Origin of the sequence: Pseudomonas sp. 43mfcvi1.1, assembly GCF_900115935.1 — a bacterium.
Taxonomy (GTDB): domain Bacteria; phylum Pseudomonadota; class Gammaproteobacteria; order Pseudomonadales; family Pseudomonadaceae; genus Aquipseudomonas; species Aquipseudomonas bijieensis.
Window position 1 is genome coordinate 79,212 of sequence record NZ_UETT01000015.1, and the last position, 18,353, is coordinate 97,564.

The 18,353-nt window shown below is 60.6% G+C and carries 18 protein-coding genes; 4 read left to right on the forward strand and 14 right to left on the reverse strand.

Features of this window, described 5'->3' with window-relative positions:
• Nucleotides 1-8: 8 nt before the first annotated feature.
• Nucleotides 9-920 (forward strand): LysR family transcriptional regulator, encoded by a 912-nt coding sequence (locus DTP52_RS24805; protein ID WP_109755713.1) that lies wholly within the window; start codon nucleotides 9-11, stop codon nucleotides 918-920.
• A 134-nt stretch (nucleotides 921-1,054) separates the two neighbouring features.
• On the opposite strand, the gene DTP52_RS24810 is transcribed toward DTP52_RS24805, so the two are convergent.
• From DTP52_RS24810 to DTP52_RS24850, 9 genes are all read right to left on the reverse strand, one after another.
• The gene (locus tag DTP52_RS24810; RefSeq protein WP_109755714.1) at nucleotides 1,055-1,531 is read right to left on the reverse strand and encodes a DoxX family protein; all 477 of its coding nucleotides are present in this window, start codon (nucleotides 1,529-1,531) and stop codon (nucleotides 1,055-1,057) included.
• The gene (locus tag DTP52_RS24815) at nucleotides 1,528-2,286 is read right to left on the reverse strand and encodes a DUF2063 domain-containing protein (protein WP_109755715.1); all 759 of its coding nucleotides are present in this window, start codon (nucleotides 2,284-2,286) and stop codon (nucleotides 1,528-1,530) included. Before DTP52_RS24815 ends, DTP52_RS24810 begins: the two co-directional genes overlap by 4 nt.
• On the reverse strand, nucleotides 2,283-3,152 hold the full coding sequence (locus DTP52_RS24820; protein WP_109755716.1) for a DUF692 domain-containing protein: 870 nt from the start codon (nucleotides 3,150-3,152) through the stop codon (nucleotides 2,283-2,285). Before DTP52_RS24820 ends, DTP52_RS24815 begins: the two co-directional genes overlap by 4 nt.
• Nucleotides 3,153-3,177: 25 nt before the next feature.
• Nucleotides 3,178-3,483 (reverse strand): DUF2282 domain-containing protein, encoded by a 306-nt coding sequence (locus tag DTP52_RS24825; RefSeq protein ID WP_109755717.1) that lies wholly within the window; start codon nucleotides 3,481-3,483, stop codon nucleotides 3,178-3,180.
• A 197-nt stretch (nucleotides 3,484-3,680) separates the two neighbouring features.
• Nucleotides 3,681-4,382: an ABC transporter ATP-binding protein gene (locus DTP52_RS24830; RefSeq protein WP_109755718.1), complete on the reverse strand. Its 702-nt coding sequence runs from the start codon at nucleotides 4,380-4,382 to the stop codon at nucleotides 3,681-3,683.
• A complete protein-coding gene (gene livG, locus DTP52_RS24835; protein WP_014336890.1) occupies nucleotides 4,383-5,150 on the reverse strand; it encodes a high-affinity branched-chain amino acid ABC transporter ATP-binding protein LivG in 768 nt (255 codons plus the stop codon).
• Nucleotides 5,147-6,400: a high-affinity branched-chain amino acid ABC transporter permease LivM gene (locus tag DTP52_RS24840; RefSeq protein ID WP_109755719.1), complete on the reverse strand. Its 1,254-nt coding sequence runs from the start codon at nucleotides 6,398-6,400 to the stop codon at nucleotides 5,147-5,149. The genes livG and DTP52_RS24840 overlap by 4 nt, the downstream gene beginning before the upstream one ends.
• On the reverse strand, nucleotides 6,397-7,320 hold the full coding sequence (livH, locus tag DTP52_RS24845) for a high-affinity branched-chain amino acid ABC transporter permease LivH (protein ID WP_109755720.1): 924 nt from the start codon (nucleotides 7,318-7,320) through the stop codon (nucleotides 6,397-6,399). The genes DTP52_RS24840 and livH overlap by 4 nt, the downstream gene beginning before the upstream one ends.
• A gap of 228 nt (nucleotides 7,321-7,548) precedes the next feature.
• Entirely contained in the window at nucleotides 7,549-8,676 is a 1,128-nt protein-coding gene (locus tag DTP52_RS24850) for a branched-chain amino acid ABC transporter substrate-binding protein (RefSeq protein WP_109755721.1), read from the reverse strand.
• Between the two features lie 338 nt (nucleotides 8,677-9,014).
• Here DTP52_RS24850 and DTP52_RS24855 point away from each other — a divergent pair, with 338 nt between their 5' ends.
• Entirely contained in the window at nucleotides 9,015-9,320 is a 306-nt protein-coding gene (locus tag DTP52_RS24855) for a DUF2288 domain-containing protein (protein ID WP_053119051.1), read from the forward strand.
• Nucleotides 9,321-9,618: 298 nt separating this feature from the next.
• Here DTP52_RS24855 and DTP52_RS24865 read toward each other — a convergent pair whose 3' ends face one another.
• Nucleotides 9,619-11,796 (reverse strand): hypothetical protein, encoded by a 2,178-nt coding sequence (locus tag DTP52_RS24865; RefSeq protein ID WP_109755723.1) that lies wholly within the window; start codon nucleotides 11,794-11,796, stop codon nucleotides 9,619-9,621.
• Nucleotides 11,797-12,161: 365 nt separating this feature from the next.
• Between DTP52_RS24865 and DTP52_RS24870 the strand changes: the two genes are divergently transcribed.
• The gene (locus tag DTP52_RS24870; protein WP_109755724.1) at nucleotides 12,162-13,511 is read left to right on the forward strand and encodes an MFS transporter; all 1,350 of its coding nucleotides are present in this window, start codon (nucleotides 12,162-12,164) and stop codon (nucleotides 13,509-13,511) included.
• Between the two features lie 136 nt (nucleotides 13,512-13,647).
• On the opposite strand, the gene DTP52_RS24875 is transcribed toward DTP52_RS24870, so the two are convergent.
• Nucleotides 13,648-15,165 (reverse strand): MDR family MFS transporter, encoded by a 1,518-nt coding sequence (locus DTP52_RS24875; RefSeq protein ID WP_109755725.1) that lies wholly within the window; start codon nucleotides 15,163-15,165, stop codon nucleotides 13,648-13,650.
• Nucleotides 15,166-15,227: 62 nt separating this feature from the next.
• Nucleotides 15,228-16,418 (reverse strand): 4-hydroxybenzoate 3-monooxygenase, encoded by a 1,191-nt coding sequence (gene pobA / locus DTP52_RS24880; protein ID WP_109755726.1) that lies wholly within the window; start codon nucleotides 16,416-16,418, stop codon nucleotides 15,228-15,230.
• A 175-nt stretch (nucleotides 16,419-16,593) separates the two neighbouring features.
• On the opposite strand from pobA, the gene DTP52_RS24885 reads away from it, so the two are divergent.
• Nucleotides 16,594-17,487: a helix-turn-helix domain-containing protein gene (locus DTP52_RS24885; protein WP_003198494.1), complete on the forward strand. Its 894-nt coding sequence runs from the start codon at nucleotides 16,594-16,596 to the stop codon at nucleotides 17,485-17,487.
• Between the two features lie 7 nt (nucleotides 17,488-17,494).
• Here DTP52_RS24885 and DTP52_RS31235 read toward each other — a convergent pair whose 3' ends face one another.
• Both DTP52_RS31235 and DTP52_RS24890 read right to left on the reverse strand, forming a co-directional pair.
• Nucleotides 17,495-17,671, reverse strand: coding sequence for a hypothetical protein (locus tag DTP52_RS31235; protein ID WP_162843733.1), 177 nt, complete (start codon nucleotides 17,669-17,671; stop codon nucleotides 17,495-17,497).
• Between the two features lie 261 nt (nucleotides 17,672-17,932).
• A complete protein-coding gene (locus DTP52_RS24890) occupies nucleotides 17,933-18,292 on the reverse strand; it encodes a DUF5064 family protein (RefSeq protein ID WP_109755727.1) in 360 nt (119 codons plus the stop codon).
• Between the last annotated feature and the right edge of the window lie 61 nt (nucleotides 18,293-18,353).

Genomic DNA, 18,353 nt, shown 5'->3' on the forward strand with positions numbered 1-18,353 from the left:
ACAATCCAATGAGCGAAATGGATGACCTGGCGGCGTTTGCCGTGTTGATAGAGGCCGGCAGTTTCACCCTGGCGGCCCAACAGTTGGGCTGCAGCAAAGGCCAGTTGTCCAAGCGCATCAGCCTGTTGGAGAGCCGATTTTCGGTGGTGTTGCTGCAACGTACCACCCGGCGCTTGAGCCTCACGGCGGCAGGGGCGGCGTTGTTACCCCAGGCCCAGGCGCTGCTGGTGCAAGTGGAAAGGGCACGTCAGGCATTGGCTCGATTGAAGGATGATGTTTCTGGACCGGTGCGTATGACGGTTCCGGTTTCGTTGGGCGAAACCTTCTTCGAAGGCTTGCTGATGGAGTTCGCTCGCACCTATCCCGATGTGCAGATCGAACTGGAGCTCAACAACGGTTACCGTGACCTGACCCGCGACGGCTTCGACCTGGCGATCCGCTCCGACGCCGCCATCGATGAGCGGCTGGTGGCCCGGCCGTTGCTGGCGTGGCACGAAATGACCTGCGCCAGCCCTGCCTATCTCGAACACTATGGCGAACCCGCGACCCCCCAGGTCCTGGCCGAACACCGCTGCCTGCTCAACAGCCACTACAGCGGCCGGGAAGAATGGCTCTATCACCAGCAACACGAACTGCTGCGGGTCCGCGTGTCGGGGCCGTTTGCCAGCAATCACTACAGCTTGCTGAAAAAAGCCGCCCTGGCCGGCGCCGGAATCGCCCGGCTGCCGTCGTATCTGCTGCATGAAGAATTGGCTGACGGGCGCCTGCGCTGGGTGCTACGCGATTACCAGACTCGGCGTATGCCGATGTACCTGGTGCATCCGTACCAGGGCGGATTGCCCAAGCGCACCCAGGTGTTGGCCGATTACTTGATCGATTGGTTCAAGCGCAGTGGCGAGGCGTTGGATCGGCTCAAGTGATAATGGTCCAAACCCATTGAATAAACCTTGTGGGAGTGAGCCTGCTCGCGATAGCGGTGGGTCAGCCAACAACTGTATTGAAGCGAGTATTGCTATCGCGACCAGGCTCGCTCCCACAGGTGTTCTGGGTTTAGTCAGTGGGTGTAACGCCTGGCGATCAGGTGGTCGATGGACAGCAACCCCGGTCCGCGCGCCATCAGGTAGAGCAATACCGCTGCCCAAGTGCCGTGGGTGGGGTAGGCGTCCGGGTAGACAAACAGCTGAATGGTCAAGGTCATGCCCAGCAGGGCCATCGCCGAGAAACGTGTTGCCAGGCCAAACAGAATCAACACCGGGAATACATGTTCAGCAGAGGCCGCCAGATGCGCCGCCAGTTCCGGCGACAGCAACGGCAGGGCGTATTCGCTTTTGAACAGGGGAATGGTCGAGTCCGCCAGATGCGGCAGGCCGATCTGGAAGGTGCCGTCGAACAGGTCGATGGCCAGGCCTTCGATTTTGGTCTGGCCGGATTTCCAGAACACCGCGGCGATGGAGAAACGGGCAATAAAGGCGATCAGGCTGTGGGGGATTTTCTCCAGCCATTGAATGAAACCAGTAATCAGGGCGTTCATTGGGTTACCTGTTCAGATAGGAGGCCAGTGATGGCCTGGTGGCGGATGAGCCTCCCCAGGAGGTGCTCCAGGTCGAGGTCGGTGTAGCGCTCGATTGCCGCTGTCAGGGGTAGGCCTTGCTGCAGGGAGGTGATGAAGGCATGGGCACCATGGCTGATCGCGAGCACTTCCACGTCGAGGCCATTGCGCAGTACCAGGGCGTTTTGTGCGGCGCGCGGCTCGAACGCTACGAGAGGCTTTTGTTGATGGGCAGCCCAGATCGTGACCACGGCGAAAGGTGATTTCAGCAGGCGCAGCGATGGGTGGAAGGCGATCTTCAGATGCGCTGCGAGGGTGGGGCAGGACAGTAATTCCACGACTTGTTCCGCGCTCATGGGCTGGGCGTCGGCTGCATGCCCGGCCTCGATTTGCAGCCGTTCCAGGCGAGCCACGTCCGCGAGATAGGGCACGCCGGCGGCGGGTTCGAAACGTTCGATGAAACCGGAAAAATCGGCACCGTAGTCGCTCATGATCGGGCTCCGTGGTGCCGCCGACTGGACATAGACACCGGCCATGCCCCGGAAGAATTCCTCGCCCACCAGTTGTGTCACCACTGGATAGTTGTCGGCCAGGGCGTTGATCAATGAGCTGAGCACGTTGTTGCGGTACACCGCGAAGCGGCTCTCGGAATCGGCGCCATTGGCGCTGATCAGGCCCGGCGGACAGGCCTGGCGCGGATCGAGCAGGGCCGCGGCAAATTCGCTCTGGCGGCTCATGGCCGGGCTCCGGCGGCGCTTAGCAGTCGCTCGGCCTGGCGCGCTTCGGCCAGCAGCACCTCGAATGCAGGGACGTGGTTGTCTCGCTCGATCAGGGTGGCTACCGGCCCGGTTCGCGCCAGTGCCTTGCGATACAGCTGCCAGACTTCGTTGGCGATGGGCGCCCCGTGATCGTCTATCAGCAGGCGCTCGCCAAGGCTGTCGGCGTCTTCGGCAAACCCGGCCAGATGAATCTCGCCGGTGGCTTGCAAGGGCAGGGCGTCGAGGTAGACCTGTGGATCGCGGCTGTGGTTGATGCACGAAACGTAGACGTTGTTCACATCCAATAGCAGGCCGCAGCCGGTGCGACGAATGACTTCGCCAATGAAGTGAGGTTCGTCGAGGGTCGATTCCTCGAACGTCAGATAAGTGGCCGGGTTTTCCAGCAACAGCCGGCATTTGAGGCTGGACTGCACCTGATCGACGTGTTCGCAGACACGGTCGAGGCTCGCCTGGTCGTAGGCCAGGGGCAGCAGGTCATTGAGGAACACCGGGCCATGGCTGGACCAGGCCAGGTGTTCGGAAAAGGACTGGGGCTGATAGCGTTCGATCAGTGTGGCCAGGCGCCGCAAATGCGTGACATCCAGCGGCCCTTCGCCACCGATCGACAGGCCGACGCCGTGCAGCGACAGCGGGTACTGTTCGCGTATCCGCCCCAGGTAGTGATGAAACGGCCCACCAGCCACCATGTAGTTTTCCGCATGCACTTCGAAGAAGCCCAGATCCGGTTGGGTCTGGAGTACTTCATGGAAATGCTCGGCCTTGAGCCCCAGACCCGCCCTTGGCGGCAATCGGGTATCAGTGGCGAGGAAAAGCGCAGTGGACATGGCAGTGGGCCTCAGGCAGATGCGATCAGGACTTGGCTTTGAACGCTTGGAGTTGGCCGAAGCCGGTGGGGGAGGTCTTGCTTTCAAGGGTGGTGCAAGTGCCTTTAGGGACCGATTTCCACGCGTTGCCTTGATAGTCCATTTTCGCGGTGCCGGCGCAGGTGGTGCCGGCACCGGCGGCGCAGTTGTTCATGCCTTTGAGGGCGACGCCGAAGCATTTTTCCATGTTGTCGTCGGCTGCGTGGGCGGACGAGACGGCCGTCATGCTCAGGGCAGAACCCAGGGCCAGGATCAGGGCGGTGGCGGACAGGGTGCGAGTCGAAGCAGTCATGGTGATTCTCCAGTTCTTCAGGGAAATGAACCGGCGTTAGCGCCGGTCTGCTGAACTAGAGAAGGGGCGTGGGGAAGTGTTACAGCGGTTCTCGATTTTTTATTTCGAAACCCAATGGGGTGAGGGTAGGTTTTTGTGGGAGCAAGGCTTGCCCCCAAAAAAAACGGCCCGAAGGCCGTTTTTTCATTGCGACAGACTCAACCGCCCAAGTACGCCTCGCGCACTTTCGGGTCGATCAGCAGCGCTTCACCGGTGCCTTGCATCACCACGCGACCGTTCTCCAGCACGTACGCCCGGTCGGCGATTTTCAGCGCCTGGTTGGCGTTCTGCTCCACCAGGAACACCGTCACGCCATCCTTGCGCAGTTGTTCGATGATGTCGAAGATCTGCTGGATGATGATCGGCGCCAGGCCCAACGAAGGCTCGTCGAGCAGCAGCAGCTTGGGCTTGCTCATCAGTGCGCGGCCGATGGCGAGCATTTGCTGTTCGCCGCCGGACATGGTGCCGCCGCGCTGGGTAAAGCGTTCTTTCAGGCGGGGGAAAAGGTGCAGCACCTTGTCCATTTGCTCCTGATAGTCGCCCTTGTCGGTGAAGAACCCGCCCATGGCGAGGTTTTCTTCCACGGTCAGGCGGGCAAAGACCCGACGGCCTTCCGGCACCACCGCGATGCTCTTGCGCATGATGTGTGACGAGTCCTGGCCCACCAGTTCCTCACCCATGTAGCGGATGCTGCCGCTGTGGGCCTGGGGCGAACCGCAGAGCGTCATCAGCAGGGTGGACTTGCCGGCGCCGTTGGCTCCGATCAGCGTCACGATTTCGCCCTGGCGGACCTCCACGTTGACGCTGTGCAGGGCCTGGATCTTGCCATAGAAGGTGGAAACGTTTTCGAACTGCAGCATTTACGCTTCCCCCAGGTAGGCTTTGATCACTTCAGGATTGTCGCGGATCTGTTCCGGCGAGCCGTTGGCCAGGGGCGTGCCCTGGTTGATCACGACGATGTGGTCGGAAATGCTCATGACCAGCTTCATGTCGTGCTCGATCAGCAGCACGGTGACATTGTGCTCTTCACGCAACACGCCGATCAGGGCTTTGAGGTCTTCGGTTTCCTTGGGGTTCAGGCCGGCGGCCGGCTCGTCGAGCATGAGGATCCGCGGACGGGTCATCATGCAGCGGGCAATTTCCAGGCGCCGTTGCTGACCGTAGGCCAGGGTCCCGGCGGTACGGTTGGCGAACTCCTTGAGGTTGACCTTCTCCAGCCAGTACTCGGCGTACTCCATGGCCTCGCGTTCGCTTTTGCGGAACGCCGGGGTCTTGAACAGGCCGGCAAAGAAGTTGGTGTTCAGGTGACGATGCTGGGCGATCAACAGGTTCTCTACCGCCGTCATGTCCTTGAACAGCCGCACGTTCTGAAAGGTGCGCACTACACCCTTGCGGGCGATCTGATGGCCGGGCAGGCCCTGGATCGGCTCGCCGTCCAGCACGATGGTGCCGCCGGTGGGCTGGTAGAAGCCGGTCAGGCAGTTGAACACGGTGGTCTTGCCCGCGCCGTTCGGTCCGATCAGCGCAACCACTTGTTTCTCTTTCACGGTCAGGGCCACGCCGTTGACCGCCAGCAAGCCGCCGAAGCGCATGCTCAAGTTTTCGACTTTGAGGATCTCGCGGCTCATTTGCGCAGCTCCATGTGGGGGCGTTGCATAGGCAGCAGACCTTGAGGACGCCAAATCATCATCAGCACCATCAAGGCGCCGAACATCAACATGCGGTATTCACTGAATTCACGCATCATTTCGGGCAGCAGGATCATCACGATGGCTGCCAGGATCACGCCCAGCTGCGAGCCCATCCCACCCAGTACCACGATGGCGAGGATGATCGCCGATTCGATGAAGGTGAAGGATTCCGGCGTCACCAGGCCCTGGCGGGCGGCGAAGAAGCTACCGGCAAAACCAGCGAAAGCGGCACCGAGGGTGAAGGCCGACAGCTTGATCACGGTGGGGTTGAGACCCAGGGCACGGCAGGCGATTTCGTCTTCACGCAACGCTTCCCATGCACGGCCGATTGGCATGCGCAGCAGGCGGTTGATGACGAACAGCGCGGCCAGGGCCAGCAACAGCGCGACCAGGTAGAGGAACACCACCTTGCTGACGGGGTTGTAGGTCAGCCCGAAGAACTGGTGGAAGGTCTGCATGCCCTCGGCCGCGGTGCGGTCGAAGCTCAGCCCGAAGAACGTCGGCTTGGGAATGTTGCTGATGCCGTTGGGGCCGCCGGTGAGGTCGGTGAGGTTACGCAGGAACAACCGGATGATCTCGCCGAAGCCCAGGGTCACGATGGCCAGGTAGTCGCCCCGCAGCCGCAGCACCGGGAAGCCCAGCAGGAAGCCGAAGGTGGCCGCCATCATCCCGGCGATGGGCAGGCAGATCCAGAAGCTCAGGCCAAAGTAATGGGACAGCAGCGCATAGCTGTAGGCACCGACGGCGTAGAAGCCCACATAACCCAGGTCGAGCAGGCCGGCCAGGCCGACCACGATGTTCAGGCCCAGTCCCAGCAGGACATAGATCAGGATCAGCGTGGCGATGTCCACCGCGCCGCGGGAGCCGAAGAACGGCCAGACCAGCGCAACCACGATCAACGCGATGATGATCTGGCGCTGGGTGCGAGGCAGGGACAGGAACTGGCTGACCTTGGGCGAAACCAGCGGGCCGCGGTTGGAGCGCAACAGCGTGCCGACCTGTTGGCTGAACAGCACCCGCAGGAACATCAGCACCGAGCACAGGGCAATCACGCTCAATGTCAGGGGACCGGTGCCATGCACTTCAAGGTTGACCCCGACGATGCTCAGCTTGAGGCCCAGCACAGGGAAGGCCACGGCCCAGACCAGCGCGGCGCTGAACAGCGCCTGTTTAAGATATTTGTTCATACTTTCTCAACCTCCGGACGGCCCAGGATGCCGGTCGGCCGGAACAACAGGACCAGGACCAGGAGACCGAACGCCACGACGTCCTTGTACTGGTCGCCAAAGATATCGGCACCGAACGCTTCGGCCACCCCAAGCACCAGCCCGCCGAGCATCGCGCCCGGAATGCTGCCGATGCCACCCAGTACCGCTGCGGTAAAGGCCTTCAGGCCCACCAGGAAACCGGCGTTGGGGTTGATCACGCCGTACTGCATGCTCAGCAGCACCGCGGCGACAGCCGCCAGCGCGGCACCGATGACGAAGGTGAGGGCGATGATGTTATTGGTGTTGATGCCCAGCAGGTTGGCCATCTTGATGTCCTCGGCGCAGGCGCGGCAGGCGCGGCCAAGGCGGGATCGGGAGATGAACAGCGTCAGCCCGAGCATGGCGACCAGGGTCACGATGAACACCAGGATCTGCATGTAGGAAACCAGTACTTCTTCGGCGCCGCCCGGGCCGAAGGAGAAGCTCCCCGGGATCAGGTTGGGAATCGACTTGTCCTTGGAGTCCTGGGACAGCAATACGGTGTTCTGCAGGAAGATCGACATGCCGATGGCGGAGATCAGCGGGATCAATCGGTTGCTGCTACGCAAGGGGCGGTAGGCAACGCGCTCGATACTGTAGCCATAGGCACTGGTTACGATGATCGACGCCACGAACGCGGCGGTCATTAACAGCGGCAGTGAATCGATACCCATCATGGCCAGCCCGGCAAGGGCGATGAAAGCCACGTAGGAACCGATCATGTAGACCTCGCCATGGGCGAAGTTAATCATTCCAATGATGCCGTAGACCATTGTGTAGCCAATGGCTATCAAGGCATAGGTGCTGCCAATGGTCAGGCCATTAACCAGCTGTTGGAAAAAATGATAGATCTCAGGCATTACAGCGCTCCTAAAAACCCGATACGCATTTCACTGGTGGAGTCATGTTCCGGCCCGGTGCTGTGTTCTCTGATCACATTCGCCCCGAGCGTTTGCCAGCGAACCGCTGGTGACGGTTTTAAGATTTTCAGGTGAACCAGCTCCCGGATCGCGGGTGCCTGGCCCATAAACCTCGTAAAACAAAGCCCACTGCTCGCACAGTGGGCTTGTTGACCAGTAAGGCCTGGCTTACTGAGGGGAGACTTCAGTCTTCGGTTTGTTGAAGTGCCATTCGTAGACCACGAACTGGAAGTCCTTCAGGTCGCCCTTCGCGTCGAACGACAGGTCGCCGGTCGGGGTCTTGAAGGTGCCTTTGTGGATGGCCTCGGCGACCTTGGCAGTGTCTTCGCTCTTGGCGGCCTTGATGCCTTCGGCGATCAGTTGGACCGCGGAGTAGGCCGGGAACACGAACGGACCGCTCGGATCCTTGCCGTCGGCCTTGATGGCGTCGACGACGGCCTTGTTCGCCGGATCGGCATCGAAGGACTTCGGCAGGGTGACCAGCAGGCCTTCGGAGGCGTCCTGGGCGATTTGCGAGATGGAGTCGTTGCCGACACCTTCCGGGCCCATGAACTTGGCTTTCAGGCCTTTTTCCTTGGACTGACGCAGGATCAGACCCAGTTCAGGGTGGTAGCCGCCGTAGTAGACGAAGTCGACGTTGTTTTGCTTGAGGCGCTGGATGATCGAGGAGAAGTCCTTGTCGCCAGCGTTCAGGCCTTCGAATACGGCTACTTTGACGCCTTTGGCCTCGAGGGTTTTCTTCACGGCGCTGGCGATGCCTTCACCGTACTGCTGTTTGTCGTGCAGTACAGCGACGACTTTCGGCTTGACGTGGTCGGCGATGTAGTTGCCGGCGGCAGGGCCCTGGGCGCTGTCCAGGCCGATGGTGCGGAAAATCATCTTGTAGCCACGAGTGGTGATGTCCGGGCTGGTGGCTGCCGGAGTGATCATGATCACGCCTTCGTCTTCATAGATGTCCGAAGCTGGCTGGGTGGAGCTGGAGCACAGGTGGCCGACGACGAACTTGACGCCATCGTTGACCACTTTGTTGGCCACGGCAACGGCCTGTTTAGGATCGCAAGCGTCATCGTATTCCTTGACTTCGAGCATCTTGCCGTCGACGCCGCCCTTGGCGTTGATGTCCTTGATGGCTTGTTTCGCGCCAATGAATTGCATGTCGCCGTACTGGGTGACCGGACCGGTTTTCGGACCGGCAATGCCGATGGTGATGGTGTCGGCGGCGAACGAATGGCTGGCAACCCCGGCCAGAACCATAGCGGCAAACAGTTTGGAAATCTGCTTAGTAGCCTTAGTCATAGTGCTCCACTCATGCTGTTGTAGTTTTTATAGTCCTGGCGCCGTAGCAGCAGAACCGGGTCAGATATCTTGGATACCCTCGCGGAAATGCCCCCGGCAACTGTACCGGTACAGTGTAGAGCGCCGGTTGTTGGCAAGGGAAGCTGGCGCTTGGGGGCAAAACCTGAGGGTGTCGCTTAATTGAAAGAAAAAGACAGAATGGCGGCGGGGGTTGTCCGGTCATATCGGCAATCCTTGGCTTTCCTGCGCTTTTCAATCGGTGCTGCAATTACTACCGGGTTTTTCTGCCAGACCACCGACGTTATCATTCGCGCCGATTTCTTTTCCGGACAGGTCCCATGAATCAAGAACCTAGCACCCTCTATGCCAAGCTGCTTGGTGAAACCGCATCCATCACCTGGAAAGAGCTGGAGCCGTTCTTTGCCAAGGGTGCCCTATTGTGGGTCGATCCGGCACTGGATTTGATCGCCGCCGCCGAAGCCGTTGCCCAGGACGAAGGTACCAAAGTCGCTGCCTGGCTGGCCGCCGACCAGCTCGCCAAGCTGTCTGAAACGCGGGCGCTGGATTTTCTGGAGCGTGATCCGCAGCTTTGGGCGGTGGTGGTTTCGCCCTGGATTATGATCCAGGAAAGGGCGTCAAACTGATCGGTGCACCAACTTGGTTCGTGATTTCTGTCGAATGAAAGTGTGTAGGTGAGTAGCGTGATGGCGTCCTGCCGTGGCGAAACGCCACAGGAGAGGGTGACGTATACGTAACGGGAACAGTTTCTGGACCAGCCATGGGGCTGGTTAATTGTTTCTGGATGTTGTTGTGTAGTGTATTTGAGATCGCCATCGCGAGCAGGCTCGCTCCCACAGTAGACCGAGTTTCTTCAGGAAGAACGCGATCAAATGTGGGAGCGAGCCTGCTCGCGATTCGGGGCGACGCGCTCTTGCGCCTACCTCAATAAGTCCTGCCAGTATGGTTATTAAGGGAAATAACCTTGGTCTTGCCAATGCGGTGACGGTAGATCTCGCGCAGGTACTTGATGGACTTCTTCACGCAGTCACGGGACAGGCGGATATCGTTGATCGAGACGAACTTGTCCTTGTCATTGATCAGCTCGCGGTATTTCTTCTCGTACATCGGCTTGATCGCGTACCAGTTGGTGTCGAGGATCTTCGCCGGGTTCTCGAATTCGTTGAGCAGATCGTCGATCCGTTCTTCGTCGAAGTCTTCATTGATGATGAAGTCCAGGATCGAGTTGTCCAGGGTGTCGTCGAAACGGTACGGGGTGCGGGCGAAGCAGCGTTTGATGAAGGCCACGATCAGGGTCAGGAAGTCGTCCGACAGGCACGGGCTCTTGGCGATCAGGGTGGTCAGCGACAGGTTGGCCGAGGCGCCGATCACCAACGCGTAACGCTTGAGGGTCGTGTTGGGGAACAGGCTGTTGAGATGGGTCTTGAGCCGGTTCAGGTCCATGTAGGACAGCTTGTAGTCCTTGGGCAACGAGACGATGGACACCACCGACGAGCAGTTCTTGAAGAAGTGCAGGTCGTGCAGGGCGGCTGCGTCGTAGCCGGAATTCTTGTACTGCTCCAGCGAGGCGCGGTAGCGCTTGGATTCGATCGGCAACAGGCTGATGCCTTCGATGGCCTGGGTGACTTTGTTGAAGTGCGGCAGGTCGATGGAGCGGAAGAACAGGTCGTCGATGTTCAGGCGTGGTGGCTCTTTCTCGAACACCTTGAACTTGTCGCCGCTTGGCGCCGGGGTTTCCGGGACCACGGATTCGGCGTAGGCAATCGCTACCGGCCCGGCCAGGCTCATGAACAGGTCGTTGGCGTCCAGGCGAATGGTTTCGCCGATGTCGATGCCGGCACGCCTGAAGTAGTTCTGGTCGTAATCGGTCGTGACCGCCTGGGCCGTCAGGATGTTGAAGATCTGTTGGGAGATGTACTGGTTGGCGTGCTTCTCCATGGCATTGACATCAATGTTCTGGATGTTGCCGTCATCGCTTTCTTCGGCGTAGCGCATGATGTCGTTGGAAATCAGCATCATCGCGTTCCACGGGCGGATGCGGCCCATGACGCTGGCTTCGCTGCTGTCTTCGTTGGCGAAGTTGTACGAGAAATCCCATTCTTCCGACAGGTACTTGCACAGCAGGCGTCCGGCGTTGATGTGCAGGGCCTCGGACATTTCGCTGCGGTGGTCGGAAATGTTCGGCAGCACGCAGATGCCGCTGGTGAAGATCGGTTCGAAGACGAAGGAATGACCGCTCTTGCTGTCGTGTTCGTCCATCGGCTTGGTGTCGAACGTCTTGTTCATGTACGAGTATTGCTGGGCCAGGCCGAACTCCGAGGCCATGCCCGAACCGGTACCGCCGCCGGCACTGAAGATCGAGAAGTACAGGCGCGACTGGTTGGCCTTGATGCCGCAGCTGTCGATCAGGTACGAGTGGATCATTTTCCAGTCAGGGCTGGAGAAGCGCTGGGTGTCCTTGTTCAGGATGATCTTGGCCAGGTACTGGCCCAGGATCGGCGCGTTACCGGCACCACCGGCGTGGACTTCCGACAGGTCCATGATTTTCATTTTGCTGTAGTCGCGCAAAAAGCCGCTTTTCTCACCCTTGCGCGAGAAGCGGATGCGCCCGGCGATGTCCTTGTCCAGGTCGCCGAGCATTACCAGCGGTTCCACCAGGAACACCGGTTTGCTGGCCTTGCTGGTGCCCAGGCGCAGATTGTTGCGGATCCACTGCGCGGGGCTGTAGCCCTTGTCGCTGTAGGCCTTGTCTTCGGCGTTGAATTCGTTGAGGTAGAACTTGCGGGCGTTGTACACCAGCTCGGCCACGTCCAGGGCAATGTTGGAGCCGCAGCGCCCCAGGCCGATCAGGCACACCGACGGGAATTCCTGCTGGGTACGGTCGCTCTCGTCTTCTACCAGATGGGGCGGACGCGGGAACACCGCGTCGCGCAGGCCATCGAGGTTGTCGAGGATCCGATCGGTGTTGGTTTCGGTGAAATACAGATACTGCTGAGTCGACAGGGGACGCGAGCTGCTCGAGGGTTTCGAGACTTCAGGGCCGTTGGCGGCCGGGCTCAGGGTCAGATCGGATACCGCAGTGGCTGTTTTTTTGGAAGTCATTGTGCGCCATATGCCTGAACTGGTTGGTTCGACGAGCGCTGTCATCGAACCGTCGCGGATGGGAGCTCGCGTCCTTGGATGGCGCGAAGGTCGGCCCGAGCGTTCAGGACTGTGCCTGAGCGCCGCTCGGGAGATTCTTTCCTGATAGGTTGAATCGGCCACCTGGAGACGATCTTTAATCAAGAACGGGCAAAATGATGGCAATTGTTACAGGAAATTGACCGCTATCAATAAACACGCCCCTCGCCATGGGCGGGTATCAACCTTGCGAATGATTGGAGACAGTCCACGCGCCGCTGTCTAGATTGCAGACTTCGGGCTCGGATGCCTCGCCGTTGCCCCCATAACAATAAAGAGACGGACCCATGCAGAACTCGACCCAAGCGGCGAATGCCTGGCGCATTCTGTTCCTGCTGTTCCTGGCCAACCTGTTCAACTTCTTCGACCGCACCATCCCGGCGATCATCATCGAGCCGATCCGTATGGAGTGGAGCCTCAGCGACTTCCAGATCGGCATCATCGGCACCGCCTTCACCATCGTTTATGCCATTGCGGGATTGCCGCTGGGGCGCATGGCCGATACCGGTTCGCGCAGCAAGTTGATGGGCTGGGGCCTGGCAGCCTGGAGCGGACTGACCGCGGTGAACGGCCTGGTGGGCAGTTTCTGGGCGTTCCTGGTGGTGCGCATGGGCGTCGGCATCGGCGAGGCCAGCTACGCGCCAGCCGCCAACTCACTGATTGGCGATCTGTTCCCGGCCCACCGTCGGGCGCGGGCCATGGGCATCTTCATGCTGGGGCTGCCGCTGGGCCTGCTGTTGGCGTTTTTCACCATTGGCGCGATGGTCAAGGCGTTCGACAGCTGGCGTGCGCCGTTCTTCATTGCGGCGGTGCCGGGGCTGGTGCTGGCGGTGTTCATGTTTTTCATCAAGGAACCCAAGCGCGGCGCGGCGGAAACCGTGCAGGTGTCCCAGGAAAAGATCGACAGGCCGGTTCGCCGGGTACTGGCGATTCCCACTTTCCTATGGCTGGTGCTGGCCGGGCTGTGCTTCAACTTCGCCACCTATGCTTGCAACTCGTTCCTGGTGCCGATGCTGCAACGTTATTTCCTGATGCCGCTGCACGAGGCGGCCGTGGCCACCGGGATCATGGTGGGTGTGACGGGGCTGTTCGGGCTCACCCTGGGTGGCTGGGTCGCGGACAAGATCCACCAGCGCGTGCCCAACGGTCGGCTGCTGTTCGCAGCGTTCAGCCTGGCGATCTCGACGGTCACCACAGCGTGGGCCCTGCATGCCGGGCGCATTGAAATCGGCGTGTTCGTGGCGGTGTTCAGCGTCGGTTGGCTGTTTGCCTATAACTTCTACACCTGTGTCTACACTGCGATCCAGGACGTGGTGGAACCGCGCCTGCGCGCCACGGCGATGGCGTTGTACTTTGCCGGGCTGTATTTGCTCGGTGGCGGTTTGGGGCCGGTGGTGGTGGGCGGCTTGTCCGACTACTTTGCCCGCACGGCCATGGCAACCGCGGGTGTCGACCAGATGACCGAAGCGTTCAAGGCCATCGGCCTGCACGACGCGATGTACCTGATCCCGGTGGCGCTGCTCCTGACCATGGTGTTCCTGTTCCTGGCGTCACGCTGCTTCGTGCGCGATGCCAAGCGGATGAAGGACGGGATGAGCGCGGAGGTGATGCCGGAGGGTGTCGCGGCGACGGCCTGAAGAGATTTTGTGACAACAATGCTTTTGTGGCGAGGGAGCTTGCTCCCGCTCGGTTGCGCAGCGACCGCAACATTTTTGGGGCCGCTTCGCGCCCCAACGGGAGCAAGCTCCCTCGCCACAGATCGTGTCTTACAGGTTATCCAACCTTTTCATCCCGTCCCCGCAGCAAGCGATCAGGCATCGCCACCGCCGCTGCCAGCCCCAACAGCGACACCGCCGCGCTGATCAACAGCAAGTCCCGGAACGTCGCCTGCAATGCCTGGCGCAAGGCATTCTGCGCTTCCCCCGGGGCGGCGTTGAGGCCATCCAGCAAGACGCTGCCAGAATGCCCTTCGCCGATCAGCGACGTGCCCGCGAGTTGGGCGAAGCTCGAATCCTGCAGCAGGGCCAGCAGCAACGCCGACATCAGTGCCACGCCCACCGCACCGCCGAGGGAGCGGAACAGGTTGGTGGTGCTTGTGGCGACGCCGATGTCCTGTTGGTCTACGGAGTTTTGCGAACCCACCAACGAAGTGGGGAATTGCATGCCGGAGGCGATGCCAGAGAGCAGCATGAACAGGCTGCTGAGCCAGAACGCGGCGGGCGGGGTGAAGGCCATGCCGAGGATGGCGAGCGGGAAGAGCAGGGCACCGCTCAGGATCATCGGTTTGTAGCGCCCCGTGATTGAGGTCCGGCGTCCAGCGAAGTACGCGCCTATCGGCAGCCCTATCGCCAGCGGCAACAAGTGCAACGCCGCGCTATCGGCACCCGCGCCGGTCACGCTCTGGAAGCGCAACGGAACCAGCACGGTCAGGGAAATCGCCTGGAAACTGGTGAAGAACACCGTGCACCAACACAACACCGCGCTGCGGTTGGCGAACAGGTGCATTGGCAGCAATGGTTCCCGAGCCCGGCGCTCGTGCCAGGCGAACACCCCCAGCGTTACCCCCGCACAACCGAGTAACCCCAGTACTTCCTGGCTGTGCCAGGCATGGCCCTGGCCGACCTGGGTGATCCCCAGTAAAAGCGCCGTCAGGCCGATGATCAGCAGCACGGTACCCAAGTAATCGATGATCGGCGTGCGTTGCGGCACCGGCAGCCCGACCAGGGTGCGCCGGGCCACCCACCAGGCCGCGAGCCCCAGCGGCAGGTTGATCCAGAACACCCAGCGCCACGACAGGTATTCGGTCATGTAGCCGCCGAGCACCGGCCCGGCCACGCTGGCCACCGCGTACATGCTGCTGAAATAGCCCTGGTAGCGGCCACGCTCGCGGGGCGGGATGATGTCGCCGATGATCGCCTGGCTCACCGAAATCATCCCGCCGGCGCCGATGCCCTGGAAAATCCGCGCCAGCACCAGTTGTTCCATGTTTTGCGCCAGGCCACAGAACAGCGAGGCCAGGGTGAACAGGCCCATGCCGAACAGCATCAGCGGCCGACGCCCATAGAGGTCGCCGAGCTTGCCGTAGATCGGCACCGCCACGGTCATGGCGACCATGTAGCCGGAAATCACCCAGGCCAGCAGGCTGACGTCGGCAAATTGGGCGGAGATGGCCGGCATCGAAACGGCGACGATGGTCTGGTCCAGTGCACCCAGGAAAATCGCCAGCATCAGCGCCACCAGCACGCTGCGGATGGCCGGCTTCGGGGCTTGGAGCGTATTGAACTGAGTCACGGCAGAACCTGCGGGCCGTAGAGGCGAATGAGACAAGGCCCGCAGTTTAAATCGGTAGCCGGCTATTCGATAGCCTCGTAAGGAAGGCCGACGTAATTTTCCGCGATGGTTTTGCGCCCGGCCTCGGAGTCGACGAAATATTCCAGCTCGGCTTCGCTGATGCGCTGGTTGAAGGCATCGTCGTCGAAGCGGTGCAGCATCGAGGTCATCCACCAGGAGAACCGTTCGGCTTTCCAGACGCGGCGCAGGCAGATGGCCGAATACTTTTCCAGCAGATCCACCCGCCCGTCGCGATAGACCTTGAGCAGGATGTTGAACAGCGTGCTGACATCGCTGGCCGCCAGGTTCAGCCCCTTGGCGCCGGTGGGCGGGACAATATGGGCGGCATCGCCCACCAGGAACATGCGTCCGTATTGCATCGGCTCGACCACGAAGCTGCGCAGCGGTGCGATGCTTTTCTCGATGGAAGGGCCGGTCACCAGTGCTTCGGCCAGATCAAAGGGCAGGCGGTTTTTCAGCTCCTGCCAGAAGCGCTCGTCCGGCCAGTCGGCCACTTGCTCCTCGGCGGGTACTTGCAGGTAATAACGGGTGCGGGTCTTGGAGCGCATGCTGCACAGGGCAAAACCGCGGGTGTGACGAGCGTAGACCAGTTCTTCGTGGACCGGCGGCGTGTCGGCCAGCACGCCGAGCCAGCCAAACGGGTAGACGCGCTCGAAGACCTTGAGTTTTTCCGCAGGAATGGACTGTCGCGCCACGCCGTGGAAACCGTCGCAACCGGCAATGTAGTCGCAGTCCAGGCGCCAGGATTGCCCTTCATGCTCAAAGGTCACGAAGGGCTGTTCGGTTTGCATGTCGTGGGGCTGGGCGTTGCTGGCCAGGTACAGGGTCCGGGCGCCGGCGGCTTCGCGGGCGGCCATCAAGTCTCGGGTGACTTCGGTCTGGCCGTAGACCATGACGTTTTTACCACCGGTCAGGCCCTTGAGGTCGATGTGTACCCGCCGATCGTTGAGCACCAGTTCAAAGCCGTCATGGGGCAGGCCTTCGGCGTCCATGCGTTGGCCAACGCCGGCCTGGCGCAGCAGCTCGACCATGCCTTGCTCCAGCACACCGGCGCGGATGCGGCTCAGTACGTATTCCGGGGTTTGGCGTTCGAGGATGACAGTGTCGATCCCGGCGTTGTGCAGCAACTGGCCGAGCAGCAGGCCAGAGGGGCCGGCGCCGATAATAGCGACTTGGGTCTTGAGGGTTTTCATTGTTCTTATTACTCGCACGAAGCACGCGACCAGGGTCGGTGTTGATTATTAGAAATCGAGTGCCTACATTTTTCGCTTGCGGACCTGTCAGTTGAAGGGGAAAACTGAGCCGATACCTGTTCTTTTCGCCAATTGGTGCGATTATCGCCCGCCACCCCAGGCCCGGATCCACGTTATGAAAAAACCTGACCTGCCTTCGATCCCGGTGTTCAAGCTCTACGGTGAAAGCCAGGAATGGCCGACGCCGGACCTGTTGCATTGCGAAACCATCTCCAAGCGCAGCCGCGAGCATCAATGGGAAATCAAACCCCATCGGCATGCGGATCTGTGCCAGTTGCTGTTTGTCTTCAAGGGCCAGGCGGAACTGGAGATCGAAGGCCGGCGCACGCTACTCACCGAACCGGCGGTGCAGATCCTGCCGCCGTTGTCGGTCCATGGCTTTCGTTTTTCCGAGGATGTGGAAGGTTACGTGGTGACCCTGGCTGCACCGCTGGTCACGCACCTGCAAGCGCAACTGGGGCATTCGGTCAATGTCCTGGCCCAGGCCGAAAGCTACCCCGCCCTTGAGAATGCCGAGTACCTCAATAGCCTGTTCAGCGCCTTGCAGAATGAGTACGTGGGGCATCAACCGGCCCGGGAAATGCTGATGCATGCACTGGTCAGCGTGATCATGGTCTGGGTCAGCCGCCAGGTGATGCAGCGCCACACCCAGGCCCAGCGCCCGCAACGGGCCCGGGAATACCTCAACGGGTTCATTCAGTTGGTGGAAGAAACCTATCGCGAGCACGTCAAGGTCGAAGACCTGGCCCATCGCCTGGGCATTTCCGTGTCGCACCTCAATGGCACCTGTCGGGAATTGGCGGGGCAACCGGCGTTGCAGATCATGCACGAGCGTCAGTTGCTGGAAGCCAAGCGGCTGCTGACCTACACCGGCATGACCATCTACGAGATTTCCGAAATGCTCGGGTTTTCCGACCCGACCAACTTCACCCGGCTATTCCGCCGGCGCGTCGGCATCTCGCCCAAGGCGTTCCGGGACCGGCTCAAGACCGATCAACAGGACGACTGACCACGCCTTAGCGCAGGGCGTTCAGGGTCGCACTGTGGGGGATGCAACGTTCGAAGTTGCAACTGGCGTATTCACGGGGCAGTTGCCTGGCCTGCTCGACCCGGTAGGCCGCAGTGCCATATAGCGCAAGCGTGGCGGCGCAGGTGACGAAGATGGCGAGGCGTCTTCTTGTTTTGATGTTCATGGCGGTGACCTCTGAACGAATACCCGGGGGTACTACATTGAGCATAGGTCAGCCGTGGTGGGATGCCAGCCAGGCAGGTGTTGCATTTAACCCGATATTCAGATCGCTGATACTCCCCTGTGGAAGCGAGCTTGTGGGAGCAAGGCTTGCCCGCGATGCAGACACCTCGGTGTAGCGGATAAACCGAGGCGATGCCATCGCAGGCAAGCCTTGCTCCCACAGATCAGTTCCACAGGGGACTGGGGTGGTCTTTTAACCGGGTTATTCCAGGTGTTCAGGCTTCATCGGATCCCCCGGCTTGACGTCCAGTTGCTTGCGCACGTCTTCGAACATTTCGTCGTAATACTTGTGCATCGAGCCGATGCTGGCGGTCTTGGGCAAGCCGTATTTCTGGGCGATGCGCGTGGCATGGCGGGCGAAGTCGAAGGCCTGGTCCTTGGCCAGGAAGAACGTCTCGTCCAGGGGCTTGTCTTCGACGGTGCCATGCACCCGGAACGACATGCCTGTGCCTTCCTTTTCGTCCTGGTCGACCTTGTAGTCGATGCACAGGTTGTAGCTGAAATCATCCTTGTTCAGTGCATGGCGTTCCATGTGCAGGTGACCGGGTTCGAACATGGCCATAAGCGACTCTCCTTCGAAGGCATGGGAGTAGGGCAGACCCTGGATCTGCCCGACAAGTTTC